24 protein-coding genes and 2 tRNA genes are annotated in these 20,489 nt (G+C 50.1%); 3 read left to right on the forward strand and 23 right to left on the reverse strand.

Going from position 1 to position 20,489, the window contains the following annotated elements:
• Positions 1-1,145: site-specific integrase (locus tag EKM84_RS13650; protein ID WP_164511412.1), on the forward strand; the 1,145-nt coding region annotated here is incomplete at its 5' end.
• A 331-nt stretch (positions 1,146-1,476) separates the two neighbouring features.
• Here the strand turns inward: EKM84_RS13650 and EKM84_RS13655 are convergent.
• Positions 1,477-1,548 (reverse strand) — tRNA-Gln (locus tag EKM84_RS13655).
• A 181-nt stretch (positions 1,549-1,729) separates the two neighbouring features.
• Here EKM84_RS13655 and EKM84_RS13660 point away from each other — a divergent pair.
• Positions 1,730-1,802 (forward strand) — tRNA-Glu (locus tag EKM84_RS13660).
• A 131-nt stretch (positions 1,803-1,933) separates the two neighbouring features.
• Here the strand turns inward: EKM84_RS13660 and EKM84_RS13665 are convergent.
• The 22 genes from EKM84_RS13665 to EKM84_RS13770 form a co-directional block, all read right to left on the reverse strand.
• The gene (locus EKM84_RS13665; protein ID WP_125766216.1) at positions 1,934-2,389 is read right to left on the reverse strand and encodes a EutP/PduV family microcompartment system protein; all 456 of its coding nucleotides are present in this window, start codon (positions 2,387-2,389) and stop codon (positions 1,934-1,936) included.
• A 33-nt stretch (positions 2,390-2,422) separates the two neighbouring features.
• Entirely contained in the window at positions 2,423-3,265 is an 843-nt protein-coding gene (eutJ, locus tag EKM84_RS13670) for an ethanolamine utilization protein EutJ (protein ID WP_125766217.1), read from the reverse strand.
• Between the two features lie 29 nt (positions 3,266-3,294).
• The gene (locus EKM84_RS13675) at positions 3,295-4,125 is read right to left on the reverse strand and encodes an NAD(P)H-dependent oxidoreductase (protein ID WP_125766218.1); all 831 of its coding nucleotides are present in this window, start codon (positions 4,123-4,125) and stop codon (positions 3,295-3,297) included.
• Positions 4,126-4,215: 90 nt separating this feature from the next.
• Positions 4,216-5,013: a tyrosine-protein phosphatase gene (locus EKM84_RS13680; protein WP_125766219.1), complete on the reverse strand. Its 798-nt coding sequence runs from the start codon at positions 5,011-5,013 to the stop codon at positions 4,216-4,218.
• Positions 5,014-5,027: 14 nt separating this feature from the next.
• Positions 5,028-5,372, reverse strand: coding sequence for a BMC domain-containing protein (locus EKM84_RS13685; RefSeq protein WP_125766220.1), 345 nt, complete (start codon positions 5,370-5,372; stop codon positions 5,028-5,030).
• Between the two features lie 15 nt (positions 5,373-5,387).
• A complete protein-coding gene (locus EKM84_RS13690; protein ID WP_125766221.1) occupies positions 5,388-6,569 on the reverse strand; it encodes an acetate/propionate family kinase in 1,182 nt (393 codons plus the stop codon).
• Between the two features lie 30 nt (positions 6,570-6,599).
• Positions 6,600-7,721, reverse strand: a complete 1,122-nt coding sequence (locus tag EKM84_RS13695) for a 1-propanol dehydrogenase PduQ (protein WP_125766222.1) — start codon at positions 7,719-7,721, stop codon at positions 6,600-6,602.
• 3 nt (positions 7,722-7,724) lie between these two features.
• Positions 7,725-9,173 carry an aldehyde dehydrogenase family protein gene (locus EKM84_RS13700; protein ID WP_125766223.1) on the reverse strand — a complete coding sequence of 483 codons (1,449 nt, stop codon included), beginning with the start codon at positions 9,171-9,173 and terminating at the stop codon, positions 7,725-7,727.
• A 7-nt stretch (positions 9,174-9,180) separates the two neighbouring features.
• On the reverse strand, positions 9,181-9,651 hold the full coding sequence (locus tag EKM84_RS13705; protein WP_125766224.1) for a GlcG/HbpS family heme-binding protein: 471 nt from the start codon (positions 9,649-9,651) through the stop codon (positions 9,181-9,183).
• Between the two features lies 1 nt (position 9,652).
• Entirely contained in the window at positions 9,653-10,234 is a 582-nt protein-coding gene (locus EKM84_RS13710; protein WP_125766225.1) for a cob(I)yrinic acid a,c-diamide adenosyltransferase, read from the reverse strand.
• Positions 10,235-10,252: 18 nt separating this feature from the next.
• Positions 10,253-10,516, reverse strand: coding sequence for a EutN/CcmL family microcompartment protein (locus EKM84_RS13715; RefSeq protein ID WP_275404341.1), 264 nt, complete (start codon positions 10,514-10,516; stop codon positions 10,253-10,255).
• Complete coding sequence (pduM, locus tag EKM84_RS13720) at positions 10,504-11,007, reverse strand: PduM family microcompartment protein (protein WP_125766227.1); 504 nt, start codon at positions 11,005-11,007, stop codon at positions 10,504-10,506. The genes EKM84_RS13715 and pduM overlap by 13 nt, the downstream gene beginning before the upstream one ends.
• Before the next feature lie 22 nt (positions 11,008-11,029).
• A complete protein-coding gene (locus EKM84_RS13725; protein ID WP_125766238.1) occupies positions 11,030-11,683 on the reverse strand; it encodes a phosphate propanoyltransferase in 654 nt (217 codons plus the stop codon).
• A 30-nt stretch (positions 11,684-11,713) separates the two neighbouring features.
• Positions 11,714-11,989 carry a BMC domain-containing protein gene (locus EKM84_RS13730; RefSeq protein WP_125766228.1) on the reverse strand — a complete coding sequence of 92 codons (276 nt, stop codon included), beginning with the start codon at positions 11,987-11,989 and terminating at the stop codon, positions 11,714-11,716.
• A 48-nt stretch (positions 11,990-12,037) separates the two neighbouring features.
• Positions 12,038-12,625, reverse strand: coding sequence for a BMC domain-containing protein (locus tag EKM84_RS13735; protein ID WP_125766229.1), 588 nt, complete (start codon positions 12,623-12,625; stop codon positions 12,038-12,040).
• A 14-nt stretch (positions 12,626-12,639) separates the two neighbouring features.
• Positions 12,640-12,999, reverse strand: coding sequence for a glycerol dehydratase reactivase beta/small subunit family protein (locus tag EKM84_RS13740; RefSeq protein WP_125766230.1), 360 nt, complete (start codon positions 12,997-12,999; stop codon positions 12,640-12,642).
• 2 nt (positions 13,000-13,001) lie between these two features.
• Positions 13,002-14,834, reverse strand: a complete 1,833-nt coding sequence (locus EKM84_RS13745) for a diol dehydratase reactivase subunit alpha (RefSeq protein ID WP_125766231.1) — start codon at positions 14,832-14,834, stop codon at positions 13,002-13,004.
• Positions 14,835-14,854: 20 nt separating this feature from the next.
• Positions 14,855-15,376, reverse strand: a complete 522-nt coding sequence (locus tag EKM84_RS13750; RefSeq protein ID WP_125766232.1) for a diol dehydratase small subunit — start codon at positions 15,374-15,376, stop codon at positions 14,855-14,857.
• Between the two features lie 26 nt (positions 15,377-15,402).
• Positions 15,403-16,083, reverse strand: a complete 681-nt coding sequence (locus EKM84_RS13755) for a propanediol/glycerol family dehydratase medium subunit (RefSeq protein ID WP_125766233.1) — start codon at positions 16,081-16,083, stop codon at positions 15,403-15,405.
• Between the two features lie 23 nt (positions 16,084-16,106).
• Entirely contained in the window at positions 16,107-17,783 is a 1,677-nt protein-coding gene (locus tag EKM84_RS13760) for a propanediol/glycerol family dehydratase large subunit (RefSeq protein ID WP_125766234.1), read from the reverse strand.
• 18 nt (positions 17,784-17,801) lie between these two features.
• On the reverse strand, positions 17,802-18,629 hold the full coding sequence (gene pduB / locus EKM84_RS13765) for a propanediol utilization microcompartment protein PduB (RefSeq protein WP_125766235.1): 828 nt from the start codon (positions 18,627-18,629) through the stop codon (positions 17,802-17,804).
• 19 nt (positions 18,630-18,648) lie between these two features.
• Positions 18,649-18,942, reverse strand: a complete 294-nt coding sequence (locus tag EKM84_RS13770; protein WP_125766236.1) for a BMC domain-containing protein — start codon at positions 18,940-18,942, stop codon at positions 18,649-18,651.
• 297 nt (positions 18,943-19,239) lie between these two features.
• On the opposite strand from EKM84_RS13770, the gene EKM84_RS13775 reads away from it, so the two are divergent.
• Positions 19,240-20,307 carry a helix-turn-helix domain-containing protein gene (locus EKM84_RS13775; protein ID WP_125766237.1) on the forward strand — a complete coding sequence of 356 codons (1,068 nt, stop codon included), beginning with the start codon at positions 19,240-19,242 and terminating at the stop codon, positions 20,305-20,307.
• The last annotated feature ends 182 nt before the right edge of the window (positions 20,308-20,489 follow it).

The following is a 20,489-nucleotide window of genomic DNA, read 5'->3' on the forward strand; positions in this document are numbered from 1 at the left end:
AAGGGCGTCCTCAAAAATCGAGGACGCCCTTTCCCTTTTTATCTACATTTCAATACGGTCAGTTATTTGGTGCTCACAAAAAAACTACCCGTCGTCGTGGATTCAAGACAAAAAAAGAAGCCCAGATTGTACTATCAAGACTTGAGCTTGATGTTTACAACCATGGACTTCCCGCAAAGAATGATAATTCTATTTTTAGTGACATTTATCAACTCTGGTTTACACAATACCAGCATACCGTTAAAGAAAGCACTTGGGCAACTACCAAACGAATGTTTCGCCTACACATTTTGCCCGTGTTTGGCGAGTACCGCATAGCTCAAATAACCATTAAAGATTGTCAGAAAGCAATCAACCAATGGTTTAACGAGGGATTAGCCAAGTATCATACGCTTATGAACTACGTTGCCAAGGTGCTTGATTATGCCATCAATATTGACTTAATCAGTGAGAACCCTGCAAAACGGGTTATTGTTCCGGTAAATAAGAATGATCGTTCACGCAAAAACTTAGAGAATTATTTTGACAAGCCGGAGTTGCAACACTTCTTTGAGTGTCTGAATGATGACGATAATACGCCACAAGCTAGTGTGTTCTTCCGTTTGGCAGCATTTAGCGGTATGCGAAAGTCAGAAATGTTGTGTTTGGAATGGTCAGATATTGATTTTGTTCATCACACCATAAGCGTCAATAAAACACAGTCTCGAGGCGATATGGCTCGTTTACTGGTACAGACACCCAAGACTGCCAGAAGTAATCGAACTGTCTTCATAGACCCTAAAACAGTGCAAATTTTGCAACGGTGGCAATTGGAACAGAAGAAATATCTTATCCGTTTTGGTTTTAACATAAATCACAGCAACAATTATGTTTTTGCCAATGAAAATAATGAGATGTTTCAACCATCTAAGCCACGCAAATGGCTTGAACATACCCTGACGAAATATGATCTAAAACACGTAACCGTCCACGCATTTCGGCATACCTATGCCACCTTGGCATTTGAAGCTGGTGCTTCGGTTAAATCGGTTCAGGATCAGCTAGGGCATTCAAGCTATCGAACGACTTTAGATATTTACACGGCAGTCACTGCAAAACAAAAGAACGAAGCCACCCAAAAACTAGCAAGTTATCTTAATTTCTAAAGTGGACCACGTTGGACCACCATATGGACCACGTCAAGGGGTCTTTAAAGTGTTGATATATCAACGTTTGGACCACCGGACCACGTGGACCACGTTTAAAAAAACATTTCCAGTTCTAGGGTAAAGAACGAATTAGTCATTTTCTAGCTTACCTATTTACGCAACCCAATCTTCAAAAGACTATCACAGCAGGAATAAGCGTGGCTTACTTGGCTTACCATTTGGCTAACTTTTATTGATAATGAATGACAATCAATGAAACCCCTGGGCATAGAAAAAGCCGTTGTCACAAGGGTTTTGACACCCTATGACAACGGCTGATAAGTAGGAATTGGGTATACTGGGCTCGAACCAGTAACTTACGGATTCAGAGTCCGCTGCCTTACCATTTGGCGAATACCCAATAAGACTTCTGTTGCCTGGACAACTATTTAATCTTAACTTGTTCCGCTTTTGGTGTCAACCAGTTTCACCTAAAAAAGCGAATTTTTGCATGAAGTCCCACTTCAATGTAATTTTATGCAAAGAAGGATTGACATTTTTTAGCGAATAGGTTAAATTAGATATTGCTAGTAGGGATTATTGCCCGTTGGTCAAACTGGTTTAAGACGTCGCCCTCTCAAGGCGGAGCTACGGGTTCGAGCCCCGTACGGGCTATCAGTTGTCCACAAACGTTGTTAAAACAACGTTTGTGGACTTTTTCTTTGTCTAAAATTTCCGGACACAAAAAATCGGTAAAAGTTCGTGGACTAGACCAATTAAAGGAACCTCAACCGTTTTTTTCTGTCTCACAATTTAGCTGGATCCTTCACCGTTAAGCGATTCAGCTCCTGCTCAAATTCGGCGACACCCTCGCCCGTGACCGCCGACAACAAGTAAATCTGCTGCACGCCAGCATTTTTCAACTGTCCGCGCGCATAGTCCACCTGTTGAGGCGTTGCCACGTCAATTTTAGAAATGACGCCAACCGTCTGAACGGGAAACATGGTGGTAAAGGCTGGCGGAAAAACTGCCCGCTGATCAAGCCCGCTCTGAATCGCCACAATCAACTTGGCCCCCGTCGACATGGTCATCAGTGACGGATACAGGTAACGGTGCTCAACGAATTCGCCGGGGGTATCGATGATTTCTCCCCGAAACTCTACCGCTTGCGTTTTATCATAGCTAATTTTCTCGTGATGTAAGCGCTGAATCAAGGTAGTCTTGCCACACCCAATGGCGCCGACAAACATGGCTTTTCTCATTGTAAACCAACCTCCCTTCACCACATCATAACGCTAATCATACATCGCAATGCCAATCGGGGTCACAAATTGCGGGAAGTCCGGCTTGCTTGCTGGCGTTCCCAGTGCCTGACTGAACGTTTTGATGAAGTCCTTAAAGTTAATCGCCCCACCAACCACGATGACGGGCTCCTGTGGCTCACCCTGTGTTGCCGATCGGGTAATCGCCGCCATCTTCTCGACAACCGGCCGGATGGTCGCAAAGACTTCCAGTTCCTTGGTGGTATCGCGCTTGAACGCCTCGGCTTGGGCCATGTCCCAGTGATTGTGCCCCGCCAAGACCATGGTCATGTGGGACCCACCCGTCGCTTCATCCGTCACGTAGGTCAACTGATTATCCTTAAAAATACTGATACCCGTGGTGCCACCACCAATATCAACGACCGTGCCATTGGCCAACTGTAAAAACTTAGCCGCGGCTGTGGGTTCATCGACCACCGCGCTGCAGGTGAAGCCAGCCGACTCAATCACGTTAGCCACGATTTTCGCACTGCCCTCACCGGTACCAGGTGGAATGGCGCCACTAGCGGTCGTCAACGACACACCCAGAATTTCTTCTGCCTGTTGTTTCAACCGCATTAAGATCCGGACGGAATCCATGAAATTGACTACTAAGCCATCACGAACCGCGTGGTCATATTCAAAGTTGCCATAAAGCACGTTATCGTCATGGTCCAACACCACCATCACGATGGACGAGGTTCCTAAGTCGACGCCCACCTTTAGCGTTTCCTGGTCCGTCACTGGCCGCGTCGCTTGATCGCCGTTAACGACCCGCGCAAACTGATCAAGTTTTTGGTTCGCCGCCGTGACTAAATCTTGTTTTTCCGCAATCATACTGAACACCTCATCCTCAAGTGACTTCACTAATGCAGACACAACCGTTGGGCAATTGCCGGATGCTGCTTAAAGAATGCCTGAGAGTATCCGCACCCCGCCACAATACTCAAGTCAAATAGTCGCGCCATCACAATTAATTTTAGCATCAACTGCCCCGCCAGCCCCTGATGGGCAAAGTCCGGTTCAATGGTGACCCCGGTAATCACTAGCAGGCCCGTGCTCCAATCAAAGGTCGCCTGACCAATGGTTTGCCCCTGCCGCTGTAACCGAATAATATCGGGACCAAAGTCAAACGTTAACGCTGGTAACGCCGGTTCAGCGCCTTGGACCGCCGCAACCAGCCGCGCCATGGCTAGCTTCAAAAACGTGACTGTCTGCTCATCCGTTAGCAGGTCATGCTGGGCAAACAACTGGGACACGTCGCTGAGATAGATCTCTGAGGGCTGGATGACCTGCATCCCCAGCACCAAGGCTAACTGCTTCAGCTGCTGGTTCGCGCTCATCCCGCCTAGTTTACCGGTCGAGACCGAGGCAATTAGCACGGGTTTCCCCTGCCACAGATTCCCATCATCAGATACTGACGCGATATCTAACGCATTTTTTAAACACCCCGGGATTCCCCGGTTAATTTCCGGCGTGACGATACAAAAGCCGTCCAAGCGCTTGATCTGCGCCTTAAAGGCCTGACACGTCGCCTGGTCCCGGCCGCTCAGCTGATCATGCCACAGGGGCAGATGTGCCAGTGAAATCGGCTCAACCACGACGGTATTGGGGCCCATCAAGCCTAAATTGCGGGCGACTTTTCGTGCATAGGATTCCGCCCGGAGACTCCCTGCTAATAACCCAATTCGTTTCAAAAGAATCGTGCCTCCTTCACCAGTAAGCCTGGCTCTACAAAAAATTCTCAACAACCTAGGCGCCAAAATACCTAGTCATCGGGAATCTTTTTAAGTCAATTCTGATGTTAAGTATGTTTGCTGTAACCGTTGAATGACTGACGCAGATACCCCCACAAAGTCGACCAGGTAATTACTGATGCTACCAAATTCACCAGCAATCAAGGTTAAGGCCTGGTCAAAATAATCGGGTGAGGCAATCGATAGGTCAATAATTGAGGACTGAAAATTGGCATTCATTTGATAATCACGCGCCGCGATGAGTCGCCGTGCGACCTTAGCTAAACAATACTGATTGGTGCGCAAATAATCTTGCTTGATCTGGGAAACGGGCACGCCCAACGCCCCTAATAGGAGCAACGCACACAGGCCGGTGCGATCCTTACCAGCGGTACAGTGGAACACCACCGTCTGTGGCTTGTCCTGCGTCAACAGGTCAAAGAACTGCCGGTAGGCCTGCCGCGGCTGGGCGTTCAGCACCAAGCGTCGATACACCCGCATCATTCTGCGGTACCCATTGTGGGCATCACTGGCATAGAACTGGTTGAGTCGTTGAATCGTTTGGACACTCTCAGTCTCATCGTTATCAAACAACGGGATGTGCGTCAGCTGAATCCATTCAGGTAGCCGGTCTGGTGCCTGCCGCCACTCCGCGTGAGAACGCGTGTCAATCACCGTTGTCACGCCGTAGGCCACTAGCTTTTCTTGATCAGCTACTGTTAAATTGGCTAAACTATCCGCCCGTAGCAACCGATGCGTCCGCACGCGCCGGTGGTCAAATGTCTCCAGACCACCCAGGTCGCGAACGTTTACCGCACCCACTAATGGTAACGCTTGTTGTTTCATCATTTCTCACCACACCACTATGTCCGCGTAATATTGGTGACATCGAATCCCAGTAGGTCTCGCAACGTGGTCACCACTTGCCGCAACGCCGCCTCGACCTCTGAGACCTCGCCAACGATGACGACCGACCCACTGAACCGGTCAATAAATCCCAGTTCCACATTGCTAGATTTGGTGGCAATATCACCGGCAATAATGGACGTTTCACTAGGCGTGATCGTTAAGATACCTAACGCATTGCGGTCCGTCTGGATACCCAGCTTCACGTAGATATCCGGCGTGGGATTGGCAATAATATGGGCCAGCGTCACCTGCTTGCCAGGGACATACTCTTGAATTGAACGTGCAATATCGCGAGCCATTCCGTTCACCTTCTCCTAATTATCCAAAATCTTTTCGGTCTCCCGGGCGATCACCAATTCTTCATTGGTCGGAATGACCAGGACCTTGACCCGACTGTCAGCGGCCGAAATGTCCAGGTCATTGTCTTGGTTGGCCTCGGCATCGATCTTGACCCCCAGGTAACCAAAGGCGGCACAGACCCGCTCCCGGATTGGGGCGGAATGCTCGCCCACACCGGCCGTAAAGACCAACGTTTGTAAGCCCCCCAGGTCGGCCGTATAGGCGGCAATGTAGGACTGAATCTGGTGCACGTAGATCTGTAAAGCTAACTTAGCGCGGTCGTTGCCGTCAGCCTCTGCCTGTAAGACATCCCGGACATCATTAGACACCCCGGAGATTCCTAGCAAGCCGGATTCGTGGTTCAACAACTGCCGAATGTCAGCCGCACTGAAGTTCTCCTTCTCGGCGATGAACGGCAAGACGTTAGGATCAACATCCCCAGAACGCGTACCCATCACTAGGCCGGCCAACGGCGTAAATCCCATCGACGTATTCACCGACTTGCCGTCCCGAATGGCACAAACACTGGCCCCGTTGCCCAAGTGACAGGAAATGATTTTCCGCGAAAAGTCTTGGTCGTAGCGCCGGTTAACCTCGCTATAGATGTACTGGTGAGATTGCCCATGGAAGCCGTACCGCCGGATCCCATATTTGGCATAATACTCAAATGGTAGCGCATACATATAGGCCTTTGGCGGAATCGTACTGTGGAAAGATGTATCGAATACCGCGACTTCACTGGCACTTGGCAGCAACTTCTCAAACGCTTCAATCCCCAATAAATTAACCGGATTGTGCAGTGGCGAAATCGTTGCCAAATCCGCGATTTTTTGTTGGACAACTGGCGTGATCTTGGTGGTTTGCGTATATTCGCGACCACCATGGGCCACCCGATGGCCGATACCAACAATCTCATGCTTATCACGAATCGCCCCACTGTCCAACAGGGCATCCGTGACGAGTTGGACGGCCTCGGTATGGTTTTGAACCGCTTGGGCCTTTTTGTAGTGCGTTCCCTGATAATCATAAGTGAAGACGGCATCAGAATGGCCGATGCGATCAACCAAGCCACTCATAATAACGGTCTCTGCTGGCATGGCGTACAATTTAAATTTCAGCGAGGAACTCCCCGCATTAACGGATAAAATCTTTGGCATACGTCATCTTTCCTTCTATCATCAACTGACTTACCGAATCACTTTGCGGTAAATCGCCTTTAAATCCCCATCAGTTGGCACAACCGGGTTCCCGACAAAGGTTGCGTCTAATTTGGCATCATCGATCACCACTTGCATCTTGGCCTCGGCATCCTTAGCATCGACGCCAAATGCCCGCAAGGTCTGAGGACAATCCATCTGGAGCATCATCTGCCGGATGCGTGACAGCAGGCGCTGAATCGCTAACCGGTCACTCAAACCGTGAGAGGCTAAACCGGCCTTCCGAATGGCCTCGGCATATTTGTGCAACGCCAGCTTGGAGTGCGCCGCGTTGTATGCCACCACGTGAGGCAACAGCATGGCGCAGGCTAAGCCGTGCGGCACGTGGAAGTTAGCGCCCAGTTGATGGGCCATCGCGTGGCAGAAGCCTAGCCCCGCGTTGGTGAAGGCCATCCCGGCGGCACACGAAATTTCGTGGACCGTTTGGCGTTTGGCAACATCGTCCCCGTGCTGATAACAGTCGACTAAGTCATGGGTGATCACGTCAATACCCTTTTCGGCGAGGGCATCGGTAATCGTGTTAGCCCCCTTGGAGACCAATGCTTCCAGGGAATGGGTCAAGACATCCAGTCCAGAGTAAGCGGTGACACTCTTAGGCGCCGTCATGACTAATTGCGGATCCAGCAACGCCACGTCCGGTGTCAAATAAGGCTCACTCAGTGGCACCTTCGTGTGGTTCTTGGTGTCTGACACGACCGCGATGTTGGTCACTTCTGACCCCGTCCCGCTGGTCGTGGGAATGGCGATAAACGCTTTGAGCTGCGTCTGATTGATCTTTTCACCGAAGAAGCGGATCGCCTTGCCGGTATCAATCGCTGAGCCGCCACCAATGCCAATCATCACATCGGGTTTGACCTGATTAAACTGGGCGACTCCCGCCATAATCGTGGTCAACGGCGGATCGGGCTTAACGTCCGAGAAGACACTGACCTGGTTCGATGCGTTAATCCGCTGCTGAATCCCCTTTAACGTCGGAGTACCGGGTAAGAACGCATCGCAGACCATTAAGATACTTTTACCAGACAGCTGTTTCAGCCAATCAAGGCTATCTGTTCCGGAAAAAATCTTGGTTGGAATTTGAAATTCTTCCATGGTCTAAACCTCCCAGTTTCTCAGTGAAAATCCTTCGGGGCTCGTGAACCGACGACGACGGGTAAAGGTCTTGGTCGTCGTGGTCCCCTCACCAGTTGGCGTCGCAATCGTAAAGGCTGCGGCACCCGTGTAGTAGCCATTGTCGCCAACCCCGGTTGCAGCAAACGTTGGACCGTTGGCCACAAAGATCGAGGTGTTCATCCGGTGAGCTGCCTGATTGATGTGTGGCAAGTTCTCGGAATGAATCGAGGCCGTGTGGTGATGTCCACCTTCGACTTCGACCGCCGTTTGTAACGCGGACTTGAAGTCTGGGCAGCAAACAACTGGCAGAATTGGCATTAACATTTCGGTCGTAACTAACGGATGATCCTTCTTAGCTTCAAAGGTAATCACTTTCGGCTTGCCCGTGTAAGGAATCTTGGCTGCGTCCAGGATCACGGTGGCATCTTTCCCAATATAGGTCCGGCTTGGCGTGCCATTCTCTTGAATCGTCATCTTAGTTAACGTGGCAATCTGGTCGGCATCCTTAACTAGGAAGGCCCCCGCCGTCTGCATCTTTTGAATCAAGTCATCCTTGACGCTGGCTTCCACGACAACTTCCTTTTCAGCGGTGCACAAGATGTTATTGTCGAAAGCACACGAGGTGACCACATCATGGGCAGCCAAATCCAGGTTGGCCGTTTCATCGACGATGGCTGGTGGATTCCCAGCACCGGCACCGACAGCCTTTTTCCCGCTGATCAACGCCTGATGGACCACCGCTGGGCCACCGGTAACCGCGAGCATGGCAATGTCTGGATGCTTCATCATTTCTTGGACGGACTCGATTGAAGGGACGTCCAGGGAAACGACCATGTTCTTCATCCCCGTTGCCTTTTCTACATACTTATTAAGATGTTCGATCATCCAACGCGTAATGTTCTTAGCACCCGGGTGGGCCCCGAAGAATAAGGTGTTCCCGCCGGAGAGCATCATGATTGAGTTGTTGATCACCGTTTCGCCGGGGTTCGTGCTTGGTCCCACGACCCCAATGACGCCAAATGGCGTGTACTCATACATAGTCATGCCGCCGTCACCCGTTTGGACCTCGGGATCCAGCATCTCAACGCCGGGCGTGTTGTACAGGGCATCTTTCAGCTTGGTTTCCTTGGCTTCAACGGTCCCCATGCCGGTCTCATCCCAAATTGCCTGCGCAATTTCCTTCAGGTGCGGGCCAAAGCCATCTTGAATCGCCTTGATGACCTTTTTCCGAAAGGCTAAGGGCTTGTCCGCATAGGCAACTTGGGTCTGCTTAGCGGCCGCAATCGCAGCGTCGACCGTTTGAAAAATCCCATTGCCTAAGCCCTCTGGTTGGGCCAGCTGTGGTGACGGTTCGGCATCAGTGGACGCCTGCTTCGCTAATTCTTGGTGTAAAATCTCTCTGATTTTTGTCTCTAACTCATCGGTCTGCATATCTTCGTCACACTTCCTTTAAAAATTCCCGAATGGCCGCTTCACAGATGGCTTGGTCCTCCTCGACCCGGCCACCGCTGACCCCAATCGCCCCAATGATTTTGTCATCGATCACGATCGGGATGCCACCCGGAAACGACACCAATTTGCCATCAAGCATCGTTTCCATTTGATACAGGGGGCCGCCCGGCTGAATATCACGACTAATGTCTTTGGTGGGCTCTTCCATCGCGATTGCCGACCACGCCTTCTTTGGCGCGAGCAACGAGCCAACTAAATTCCCATTCGGCATGTGATACAGCATTTGGACGATTCGCGCTTGATTCATTAGGCAAATGGTGACGCCAACACCCAGGTCGTCCGCCTTGGCAACCGCCGCGTCGATCACGCGCTCCATTTTTTTGCGCTCAAACGGTTGGGCGGCGTCCTGCTTAGACAGGACATCCTTCACAATCTGATTTAGCTGTTGTGCATCCATCCTATTGATCCCCCTTCACTGCTTGGCAGTACCGTTTGATCACTTGATCTTCAATGGCGCGCAGTTGATGTTCATGGTCCTCTGAGCGGGCAATGATGTAGAAGAAGTCTGATAACCGATTGACATACTTTTCAATCTCCGGTCGGACAAAGTGCGTCTGCATGAATTTAACCAACAACCGCTCTGCCCGGCGGCAAACCGTCCGACAAACGTGTAACTGGGCGCCGGCCGTACTTGACCCCGGCAGAATGAAACTGTCGACGGCTGGTAGACTGGCGGTGTACGCATCAATGACGTGCTCCAAGAACTGAATATCTTCTTCAGTAATCATGCGACTGTTCTGCTGGAAGGTGGTTGCGTGCTGAGTCGCTAACTCGCCTTGCAGGAAGAACATGTGGTACTCGACCCACTGCAGCCATTCAACGTTCTTAGGGACCTGACAGAACTTGTCTGCCAGACTCACGTTTGCGTTCAGCTCATCAAAGGTGCCGTAAACCTCAACTTGTAATGAATCTTTTGAAACCCGTTGCCCATCGTACAAACTCGTCGACCCTTTGTCGCCGCCTTTGGTATAAATTGGCATGGCAATCACCTCCCTCGGTTAAACATCCACGCTGTCGATGATGCCCACAATGGAACAGTCATTCACATCGTTAGGCACATTGTTCACCGTCGCGTGCCGCGCACCAGCACCACGCGCCAGTAAGACGCGCTCGCCGATCCCGGCACCAACCATATCGGCCGCAACTTCCTCGGAGCGCATCGCTTTGCCGTCCGCGTTAATGGGTTGCACAATCATTAACTTGCGACCGACCAGCGAGGCGTCCTTTTGCGTCGCAACGACGCTACCAATTACTTTTGCCATATACAATCTTCATCAGTCCTTACCTGCTTCGTGATGTGCTTCTGGGCCATCGCAGTCACAGCCTCAACCGTCAACCGTTGCTGGGGCGAGACAATCAGAATCGCTTGATCCGGTAACGCAGCAATCTCCGCCCGACCAATGCTGCTCTGATAGTAGGCCTTAACGACCTGCGCGGACCCGACCTCAAAGGTGACCGGCCAATCCCGCAGCATTTTGAGCGGGATGAAATTGATTAGATTGCGATTAAGTTGAAACGTAAAGTGTACATCGTAACTCATTCCCTTCAATAACCAGGCAACCCAGGAATTCGCTTCGTTAACTTGGTATAAATTTAACAGCAAGTCAATCGTCATGCCCTGGAGCGTGACCTGACCGAAATCAATCAGGAGTCGTTCACTGGGAACCGGTGCTTGTTCTGAATAAGGAATCGCTTTCATTTTGGTTTGGCGCTCTTGAATTCGTTTAAGTACCTCGGCAATCACCCGATCCATTCACCGTCACCAACTTTCATGCTTAAAATGTTGACTGAACTTTCGGAATGATGTGCGCAACCGTGGTCGACTGAACGTTCGCGGCGCTAGCTTCGTCCGTGTCGAGATGCATTTCCAGCGTAAAGTCTTGCCGTGGCCGGGCAATCACATCATCGTAAATGGTTCGGCGGCCCGCTGAGTTGATTTCAACCGTCACGGTATCCCCCAACTTAACACCAAACCGTTGGGCATCCGTTAAACTCATGTGAATGTGGCGCTTGGCCACAATCACACCCTGAACGGTCACCTCACCAGCCGCCGTGCGTAGCTTAACCGACGGCGTTCCCGCCAGATCACCCGACAACCGAATGGGCGCCGGGACCCCTAGCTTAAAGGTTTCAGAATTTGCAATTTCCACCTGTGAATGCGACCGGCATGGGCCTAAGACCTGCACGTGCTCCAAGGTTCCCTTGGGACCAACCACATCACACGTCTGCTTCGAGGCAAATTCCCCGGGCTGCTTCAGTTGCTTAAATTTTTCCATCTTTTGACCTGGAAATAATTTATCGAAGTCCGCTTGAGTCAAGTGAATATGGTGGTTGGAAATGCCAATTGGAATCGCATTTGGATCGGCAACTGCGCTGGCACATTCAGTCACAATTTGGCGAACTAAAGTCCGTAAGTTTTCTTCAGTCAATTCCATAAGTTATCATCCAATCTCTTCAGCTTATTTACCGCTTGGTAAAATACCTTCAACTTCAGAATGTGGACGAGGAATGACGTAGGAACTGACGATTTCACCGACGTTGCCCCCAGCCTGCACACCTGCATCCACTGCGGCTTTAACGGCACCCACGTCACCACGAACCATGACCGTGACCAGTCCACTCCCAATCTTTTCTTGCCCAATCATGGAAACATTGGCAGCTTTGACCATGGCATCCGCTGCTTCGATCGAAGCAACTAAGCCTCTAGTTTCAATCATTCCAAGTGCATTATTCATCATTCATTCCTCCTAATTTTGCTCCCAGGAGCCAAGCTCTCATCGAGGTTAGCTTTCCGGTTTGTTCTTTGGTTGCGACTTATTGGTTGCTGGTCGCTTAGTTGCTGGCTTACGACCCGGTTTACGACGACTGACCGGCTTCTTGGTCGCTGGTTTGGTGGTCGTTGGCTTCGTGGTCGTTGACTTTGTGGTCGTTGACTTCGTGGTCGTTGACTTCGTGGTCGTTGGTGTTGCCTTAGCCTTGGTCGTTTGTACGGCCGGGACCTGTGGCTGCTTAACGGCCGGCGTCGTCTCAACCTTCTGTGTCGTTACCGGTTGCTTGGGCCGAGTCGCGGTGTCGCCGGACTCACTCTCTGGCAAGTCGTTATTAAACGCATCCGTCTGCCCCAATTCAGGAACACCTTCAGCTGGGTTGGCCAAGACGGTGGTGCTGACGACGTTCACCCGACTATCGGCTGTTCCAGCGTCAATCGCGGCTTCAACCGCAGCGACATCCCCCGTCACGGAAACGGTAATGTACCCACCGGTTGCATTTTCAATGTTTTTGATGCCTACCGAAGCGGCCTTTAACATGTGATCCGCCACCATAATGGCATCAGTGAGTCCAATCACCTCAACGTATCCAATTGCTTCCATTTCGTTCACCTACCTTACAGCTTAAATGGCACACCTTTCACTAACCGAGCGGCATTGGCACCGATGATTCTGATGGCCTTGGCCGTGGTTACGTCCTCCGTAAAGAGCGGCGCGTCCGGTGCCAGATTCTTGTAATGAACCACGATCTGGTCACGACTGTAGGCAATGCCCACCGACAACCGTGAGGCAACCGCGGCATCATAAGCTCGCGTGACCAAGTCTGGCGACGTCTGATCAGAACTCGGTAGAAATAGAAAAGGAATCTGTTCCTCTTCTATTCCCAACAACAACGGCTGCAACCGTTCCGGTAAGGTGGTACCATCCTCTGGTAGGAGGGCAATATCGATTGCTGGACGATCCAAATCTTCAGCCATAGCTATTGTCGCCTACTTTCATCAGCGTACGAGAGAATCAAGCCCGTTGCGACGGCGTTCCGGGGGCCTTCAATGCCACGAATGTTCCCCCGTCCGGCAACCAAGTCATAGTGCGACAGCTCATCGGTGACCAATCCAGGAATTTCAAAATCAAGAGCTGAGCCACCCACGATAACCACGAATGGAATATCGCGAATGTTACCAGTCGGACTGACGTGGCGTAAAGCCCGAAGCGCATTGGTGACAAACACCCGCTTCTTAGCCGTCTGCCGAATCAGCTTGATTTTTTCAATGCTTAGGTTCCCTGGAATTGGTTCATAACCTTCGGGCTTCAAGACCACGACCCGGGCAAACATTTCTGCGGGCAATGGCTCCTCGAAGAACTGAACCGACCCATCCTCGTGCCGTAGTTGAAAGAGGTTTTCCACCTTGGCCAGCGGATAACGTTTGATATCTTCTGCCAGGTAAATGTTATCTAACCCTAGCTCAGAGTTGATGATCATCGTGACCATATCACCCGCACCGGCTAAATGAATCGCCACCTTCTGATTCTCCTTATTCACAATGGAGGCATCGGTCGAACCGGCACCCAAGTCAAGGATGGCCAACGGTTTGGTCGTTCCGGGCGTCGTTAACGCCCCCAGAATGGCCGACTCCGCTTCGGCACCCCCAATTTCAACGGGGATCCGGAGTTCCTTCTTGATCAAATCGGCAATCAATTGCATTTGCAAATGGTCTGATTTAACCATCGCGGCAATCCCGACCGCCTGTTCCATTGAGAATTCACCGGCTAACCCGCCCCGTACCTTGACGGGCACGGACGTGTTCACCGCCAACAAGTCTTGAATGGCAATGTCCTTGTTCGTCTTACCGGTTAAATCAGCCATGGTTTGACGAACCTTTTCGAGCATCCCACCCACGTTAGTGCCGGCTTCACCAGTGATATCATCGATTTGATCAAAGACATTGATCTTATCCATAATGCTTTGCGCACCCGTCGCCACATTTACTTTTTGGTGACCCTTGTTCCCGGCAATGGTAATCGCTCCGGCTGGGATGACCCGCGCCTTAACGTCACCCTTAGGCGTCTTGATCACGACAGCCGACCGGTTACCAATCAGTGCCCGCGAAACCGGCACGATGTTCTTCGTTTCTTCCGAGCTCAAATTAAACAACGTAGCAATCCCGTATGGGTTGGACAATTGCGAAATCACTTGCCCTTGCGGCGCAACTTCAACCGCAGCCAGCATATGACGTGGCACCTTATCGATCCGGGCGACCTCATCGACGATCGGTAAGGTCGTTGTTAACCGATTATCAACCAAGACCCCATCATCGCTTTGGAGAATCGCCGCCGTAATATGGTAGCCGTTAGCAATATAGGCATTGATCAGCTGGGCAACATCCGCAAAGTCCATCTCTTTTGACACGATCACGATATAAGAACGCTGTTTGTCCGTCTGCTCTCGCAAATGTAGTAAGTCAACCGTATAACCAGAACCAGTGCCTACACCACCAGGAGTTCCCGGGTTATGCCCAATCATCGTTGATTCGGTAATCACCGTTTCCGTAATGGTTTCCATGGCAACATCGCCAATCACTGGTGTGGCCTCATTGATCCGGATCAGATCAACATCCTTTAAGTCCGTCTTCGTGGTCGCAATCACGCGATGAATCGCATCCTTAACCCCAATCAGATTCTTCTTCGTTCCTTTAATTCCCGTTGTTGGCGCAATTCCAGAACCAAGAAAGTTCACCTTGCCATCCGCTGACACATCCGCTAAAGCAACTTCAGTCGAGGAATTACCAATGTCTACACCAATCACACGTGTCATGCTAAAACCCCTACCTTTGTCTAGTTGTCACCCTTCAGCTTATTGTGCTTTTCGTAGTTGGTTGCGGCTTCCTTGAACCAGTTGGAGCAAATGGGTGCATGGTACTTGTCTGCCAGTTCATCGGCAATGTCTAACAGGTCCTGCTTGGAAGACCGGTATGGCCGCAAAGCCCCGTACATTTCAAGCAACCGGTCATCTGGCACACCGGTCAATTCAGCTGCTCGCTGGAAGTTGTTTTGAATCTGTGAACGACCGGCTTCGGCAGCGATTTTCCCTTGCATTCTTAACGTTGATGGGGCAATCCGTAATTCTTTCGAATCAACCTTGCCATCCACGATGTCTTGGAACGTAATCGCTTTCAATTCCTTGCCAGATGGTGACTTAACTAAGTCTGGGTGCTTCTTGAACAATGGGAAGTCCTTGGCCGTCAAATCAGGATCAGCACTAGTCGTGTCTTGAGCTGGTGCCTTAGTCGCTGTCCCGCCGTTGCCGTTTAACTCTTTCATAATTTTGGCAACTAAATCGTCTACTTCACTACTCATCAATACTGCCTCCAATCACGTACTTGTTAATTAAAGTTCACATCAATTTCTTCAGCTGGTTTACCAACCACAACCTGCTTCGTTTCTTTAATGTGCATCAAAGCTGCCAGTGCTTGGTAACGTGGCCGAGCCATTTGATCATTAACCGTTGGTACTGGGCTTGGGGACATGCCTTTGGCATACTGAGCCGCGTTCTTCCCGATTGCCCGGAACGTATCCAGTGTCAGCACAGGTGCTTGTGGGAACAATTCCAAGTTATTCAGCGGATCTTGATCCTTCTGGTGAATGATGGTCGTCCCTTTAGATTGCACCGCAATGGCGATTCCGGAACCGGAGAGCTTATCGGCTTCGGCTGAGATGAAGGAAACGTCTGAAGTCCGGTAAACCTTCATGACCCGGGCCTTCAACCCTTCTTCTTCAATTCCGGCAATCAGTTGCCGCAAGACATCCTTGTGTGATTGCTTGATAATGGTTTGGGTCATGACCGTTGCAAATGCAGGTCCAACGGCAATGACGACTTCATTCTTCGAACGTCCTGGCTTCGCAACGCCCATTGGCTTGAACCAATCGACACTACTTTCTTGACTGGGGCCGTCCGTTGCTACTTCTTCGCCCTTAAATGAAATTGGGGTATCAGCGCTCTTCATTTCTCCAAGAACATCGCGCACGATGCTCTTGAGTAAAGTTTCATCAATTTCCTGACTCACTGAACTTACCTCCTTACCTGATACTAGAAGTCAACTTTTTGAGGATCCAAGGCCCAAGGAATATCCTTGATCTTCTGCCACTGGTCCTTGTTTTCCCAAACACGGTAGCCAGTTCCGGGACCCATGTAATCGTTGTTGTCATTGATCGCAGAAACACAGTTCCAATCCTTGTCGAAGATGGCAGAGGTTTGCAGGTAGTCCCCACAGATCTTTTGTTGAGCCAACTTGAAGACGGCTTGGGCCGTATCGTCAATGCCATGGTCATCCAACGCCTTGATGATGTCGGAAACCGTGACGCCACGATCCATCAGGTCTTGCGCTGCCTTGATATCCTGGGTCATGTCACGCTTTGGCATATCGTCTGACGTGCTCCCATAGGTGGCAGCTTCAACTTCTTCATCAGTGATTTCTGGTAATCCTAAACCATCGAAGACCGCTTGAACCGCTTTGGCAGCCTTTTGACGAATCTTGATAGCTTGATCTTCAGTGATTGGCAAAATCCCACCGTCAACCGCTAAGTCACGTTCCATGGATTCGTAGTCATCGTAGTCCAAGACATCCATGTTGGACCCTGCGAAGGTGTTGTCAGAGTTTTCTTCACCGGCATAACCAGAAGAAATGTAGTCAGTCCCGGCGATGAATTGACCTAACATCCGTTCAGTCCGACGAATATCAGAGTGTGAGAACGTTTGGTCGTTACTGGAAGCACATTCCAGATCCATCATCATGCACATCAGGTTTTCACCTAAGACTTCACGCAAACCACTTGGAACCGCACTAGGAACCCCGATACAACTAACACTCCCGTTTTGCAGGCCCTGAACACCAGAAGCCTTCGTGATGTAAATGCAACGAGATTCAAGGTAGAGCATGGATTTCCCTTCGGTGTAGCCCATCAGCACTTCAGAACCAGAACCGGAACTGAACCGCATCTTCAAGCCACGTGAGGCATAGCAGGAAGCCAAGAAGCCTTTGGACCAAGGCGTATCGTCACCATCAGTGAAGACTTTGTCGGTCCCGTAAACGGAAATCGTTTCAGCATAAGCCGTGAAACCACGCATCCCTAATCCCAGTTCAACCGCTTCTTCAACGGAGCATTGGGTGATAACCCCGGGACGACCAGCTTGAGCCCCGACCATTAATGAAATCGCATTTAATGGGGCGTAACGAGCAACCGCCGTGGTCGTTTCAAGTTCAGGGAAGCCACGTAAGGCAGCTTCGGCACCATCGGCCGCAATTTCTGCTGGATTATCCAGCGTGTTCGTAATATGTGCTTGGGTAAATGGTGTCCGCCGTGGACGCATCTTTTGAACCGCCATGATCATTTCAGCGAAGTTCAATTGATTGATGACATCGGAGGCTTTGGCTGGCGTCAATGCCGTCGTGACCTTAGCGACTTCGGAACGCGAAACGTTGGGGTCAATCAGCATCTTCGCAATGGATTGTGAGGACATGGCGTTGGCCTTTTCGGCGTTGGCAATGTTAATCCCATATTCAGCGATGTACTGGTCAATTAAGTCAAAGTCTTCGCGCTTCTTACCATCAAGTTCGGTAATGACACCGTTTTCAACCTTGAGACTTGGATCTGGGTCGTTCTTGCTGTGCATCGCAACCAGACCTTCATCGTCCCATTCCTTAACAAATCCGTCCAAATGTACTGGACGCTTCTCAAGCTTTTCAAATCGTTTTTGCCGCTTCAATTAAAATCATCCTCCCAACTACTTAATGTATGATGGAAAATCATTGACTGGCTTATCGCCTAATTCGGCTAATAATTTCAAACCAACTTCACGTCCGGCCATGACAGCTTGACGAACGGCACCTGATTCACCACTAATGTGAACCATCCCTTCGTTTGAGAAGCTGGTCCCGTGACCTGGTGACGCGAATGATAATACGTTGACGGAAGCTGTTTTGACGGCTGTATCGGCCATCACAACACCAATTCCGGCAGGCGCCCCACAAATCAGGCCGTAAGCCTTACCTTCAGGCGCACCGAAGGCAAAGTTGCAGGCACCTGAAGCCCGGGCAGTGAATTGGAATTCCAAATGTCCGGCGGCGGAATTATAAACATCCCCGAACGTCCGGCTCAAATTATCCAACGCCACGTTGATTGCTTGGCGGGCATCCGATGGGTCATTACCACCGACAATGATCAAGGAACCATGGCCAGCGCCACCCTTGGTATCCCGGGGTAATTCAACGTCAATAACTTCGGTATTCGTTTGCTTAACCGCTTCATCAATTGCCATGATGTGGGGACCCGCACCAGAGCGGGCACTCAGAATCCCCAAAACGGGGTACTTCTTGGATACATGTAATTGATCAAGTAATAATGGATCAACACTTGGAATCACCATCCCAATGGTGTCCCCGATTTCTCGGGTCCCGACAAACTCAGGAACGACACTCGTTGAGTTCAAAAGGTCCTTGGTTTCCATTTTCTTTCCTCCCAACGAACTCATTGCTTCCTTAGGATCGATATTGATACCGCGCTTCAAAAGTTCTTGAACAACTTTCTGAATCACTTCATTATTTTCTGCCATCTTTATCAACCACTAATCCTTATTTGGCTGCGTCTGCTGCTTGCTTAGGTAAAAGCTTCTCAACATCCGTGTGTGGACGTGGAATGACGTAGTTGGAAACAACTTCGCCAATGTTTTCAGCTGCTGAAACACCTGCGTCAACAGATGCCTTAACTGCACCAACATCCCCACGAACCATCACTGTGACTAACCCATGACCAATCTTTTCTTGGCCAACCAAGGATACATTGGCAGCTTTAACCATGGCATCGGCTGCTTCGATTGAAGCGACTAACCCTTGGGTTTCAATCATTCCTAATGCTTCTTGTTCCATAAGGTGAGACCTCCCATAAAGTATAGAATCAAGCCGCTTCAATTCGGTTTGAAGCCGCCTGTTATTCTTAAAACACCTTCATTATAGAGAAGTCCACCGTCACTATCTTAAAGAAAAGATTCACAAAGTCTGCAATAATTCGCTGATAAAAGGTAAGTTTTTTCCAAAATGACAAGATTGAAACAAAATTGTAAGCGCTTCCTTGCTTTTCTTTTGTGGTTCAACTAAAATGAACAATAAATGAGAACCTGCTCATAATAGGTGCGTGCTTTTTATGAATTTGGAAGGAGAATCGCCATGCCGACAAGTACTCCCACAATTATTAATTACACTGGACTAGCTGATTCAATTCAACTTTTTTCCAAAATTAGTCAAATTAAGACGTCCTTTTACGATTTCAGCGATACCTTAGTGAAAGATGGTCACATTTATCATGGGATAAGTGAGGTCCAACACAATTTAGTCTTAAAAGACACGGCTGTCACCCTCCTGTTCCCCGTCATTGCCAACGACAATATCGTGGGATTCGTCATCTGTGACGCCACCGGGGTCTCGCAGGAACGGGTTCAGCTGGCCAAGACTTACATCGAGAGCCTCACCAACGATACGCTAGGAAAATTGCTGAATACCCACATCGATATTCTCAACCCACTTAGTGCCCACAACGTTTCCCAGATGCGAAAATTTGCCCTACTATTTAAGCCAACGCTCAACCAGATCAATCAGCAGATCGACACCAGCGAAACGCCACCCACGACCACAAAGAAGGCGTCCAGTATCGATGACATCCTGGCTTACGTGCAAACGAATCTGCGCAATCCTATTTCACTGGAGTCCGTTTCCCAAAACGTCTTTTTGTCACCGTCGTACCTGAGTCGCATCTTCAAGCGGTACCTGCACGTGAATTTCATCGACTATGCCAACTACCAACGGGTGGCCATCGCTTGCAAGTACCTCATGCTGACCAATAACAAAGTCAGCGTCATCTCCCGCCAAGTGGGCTGCTCGCAGAACAGTTACTTCTCCAAAGTCTTTAAACGAATAACCGGCATGTCCCCATTGGCCTACCGCCGCAAGCACTTCGCCGTTCAAAAGGTCCTGACCATTCCGCGAGATTTAACCTGGGATGATCACGACACCATCTTTGACATTTCTCAACGCTACTTTAAGCAATTAGACTGCAGCTTTTCCATGCAGACGACCAACGGCTATCCCTACGTTAATCAGATTGGTGATCTGACGGACTCTGGTGCACGAGGATGGCTGTACACCGTTAACTGCCAGCAACCCACGCGTAGTTCCAGTGATGTGGTCAGCACCGACAATGCCGTCATTCAGTGGCTCTACACTGACCGCGTTTCATAGATTCTCTCCCATCGGCTAATCCCCACTAGGGTGTAGCTACATAGTTCCAATCACAAAGGAGCCCGGAAATGTATCCCGGACTCCTTTAGTTTGTCAAGAGTGGGGCAAAAGGCGGTTAGCCGGCGAGCATTAAGGCTGCTAACCGAATAATCCTGGTCTTGGATTGTTTGGTTAGCAGTTTT

Origin of the sequence: Levilactobacillus mulengensis, from assembly GCF_003946045.1 — a bacterium.
Taxonomy (GTDB): domain Bacteria; phylum Bacillota; class Bacilli; order Lactobacillales; family Lactobacillaceae; genus Levilactobacillus; species Levilactobacillus mulengensis.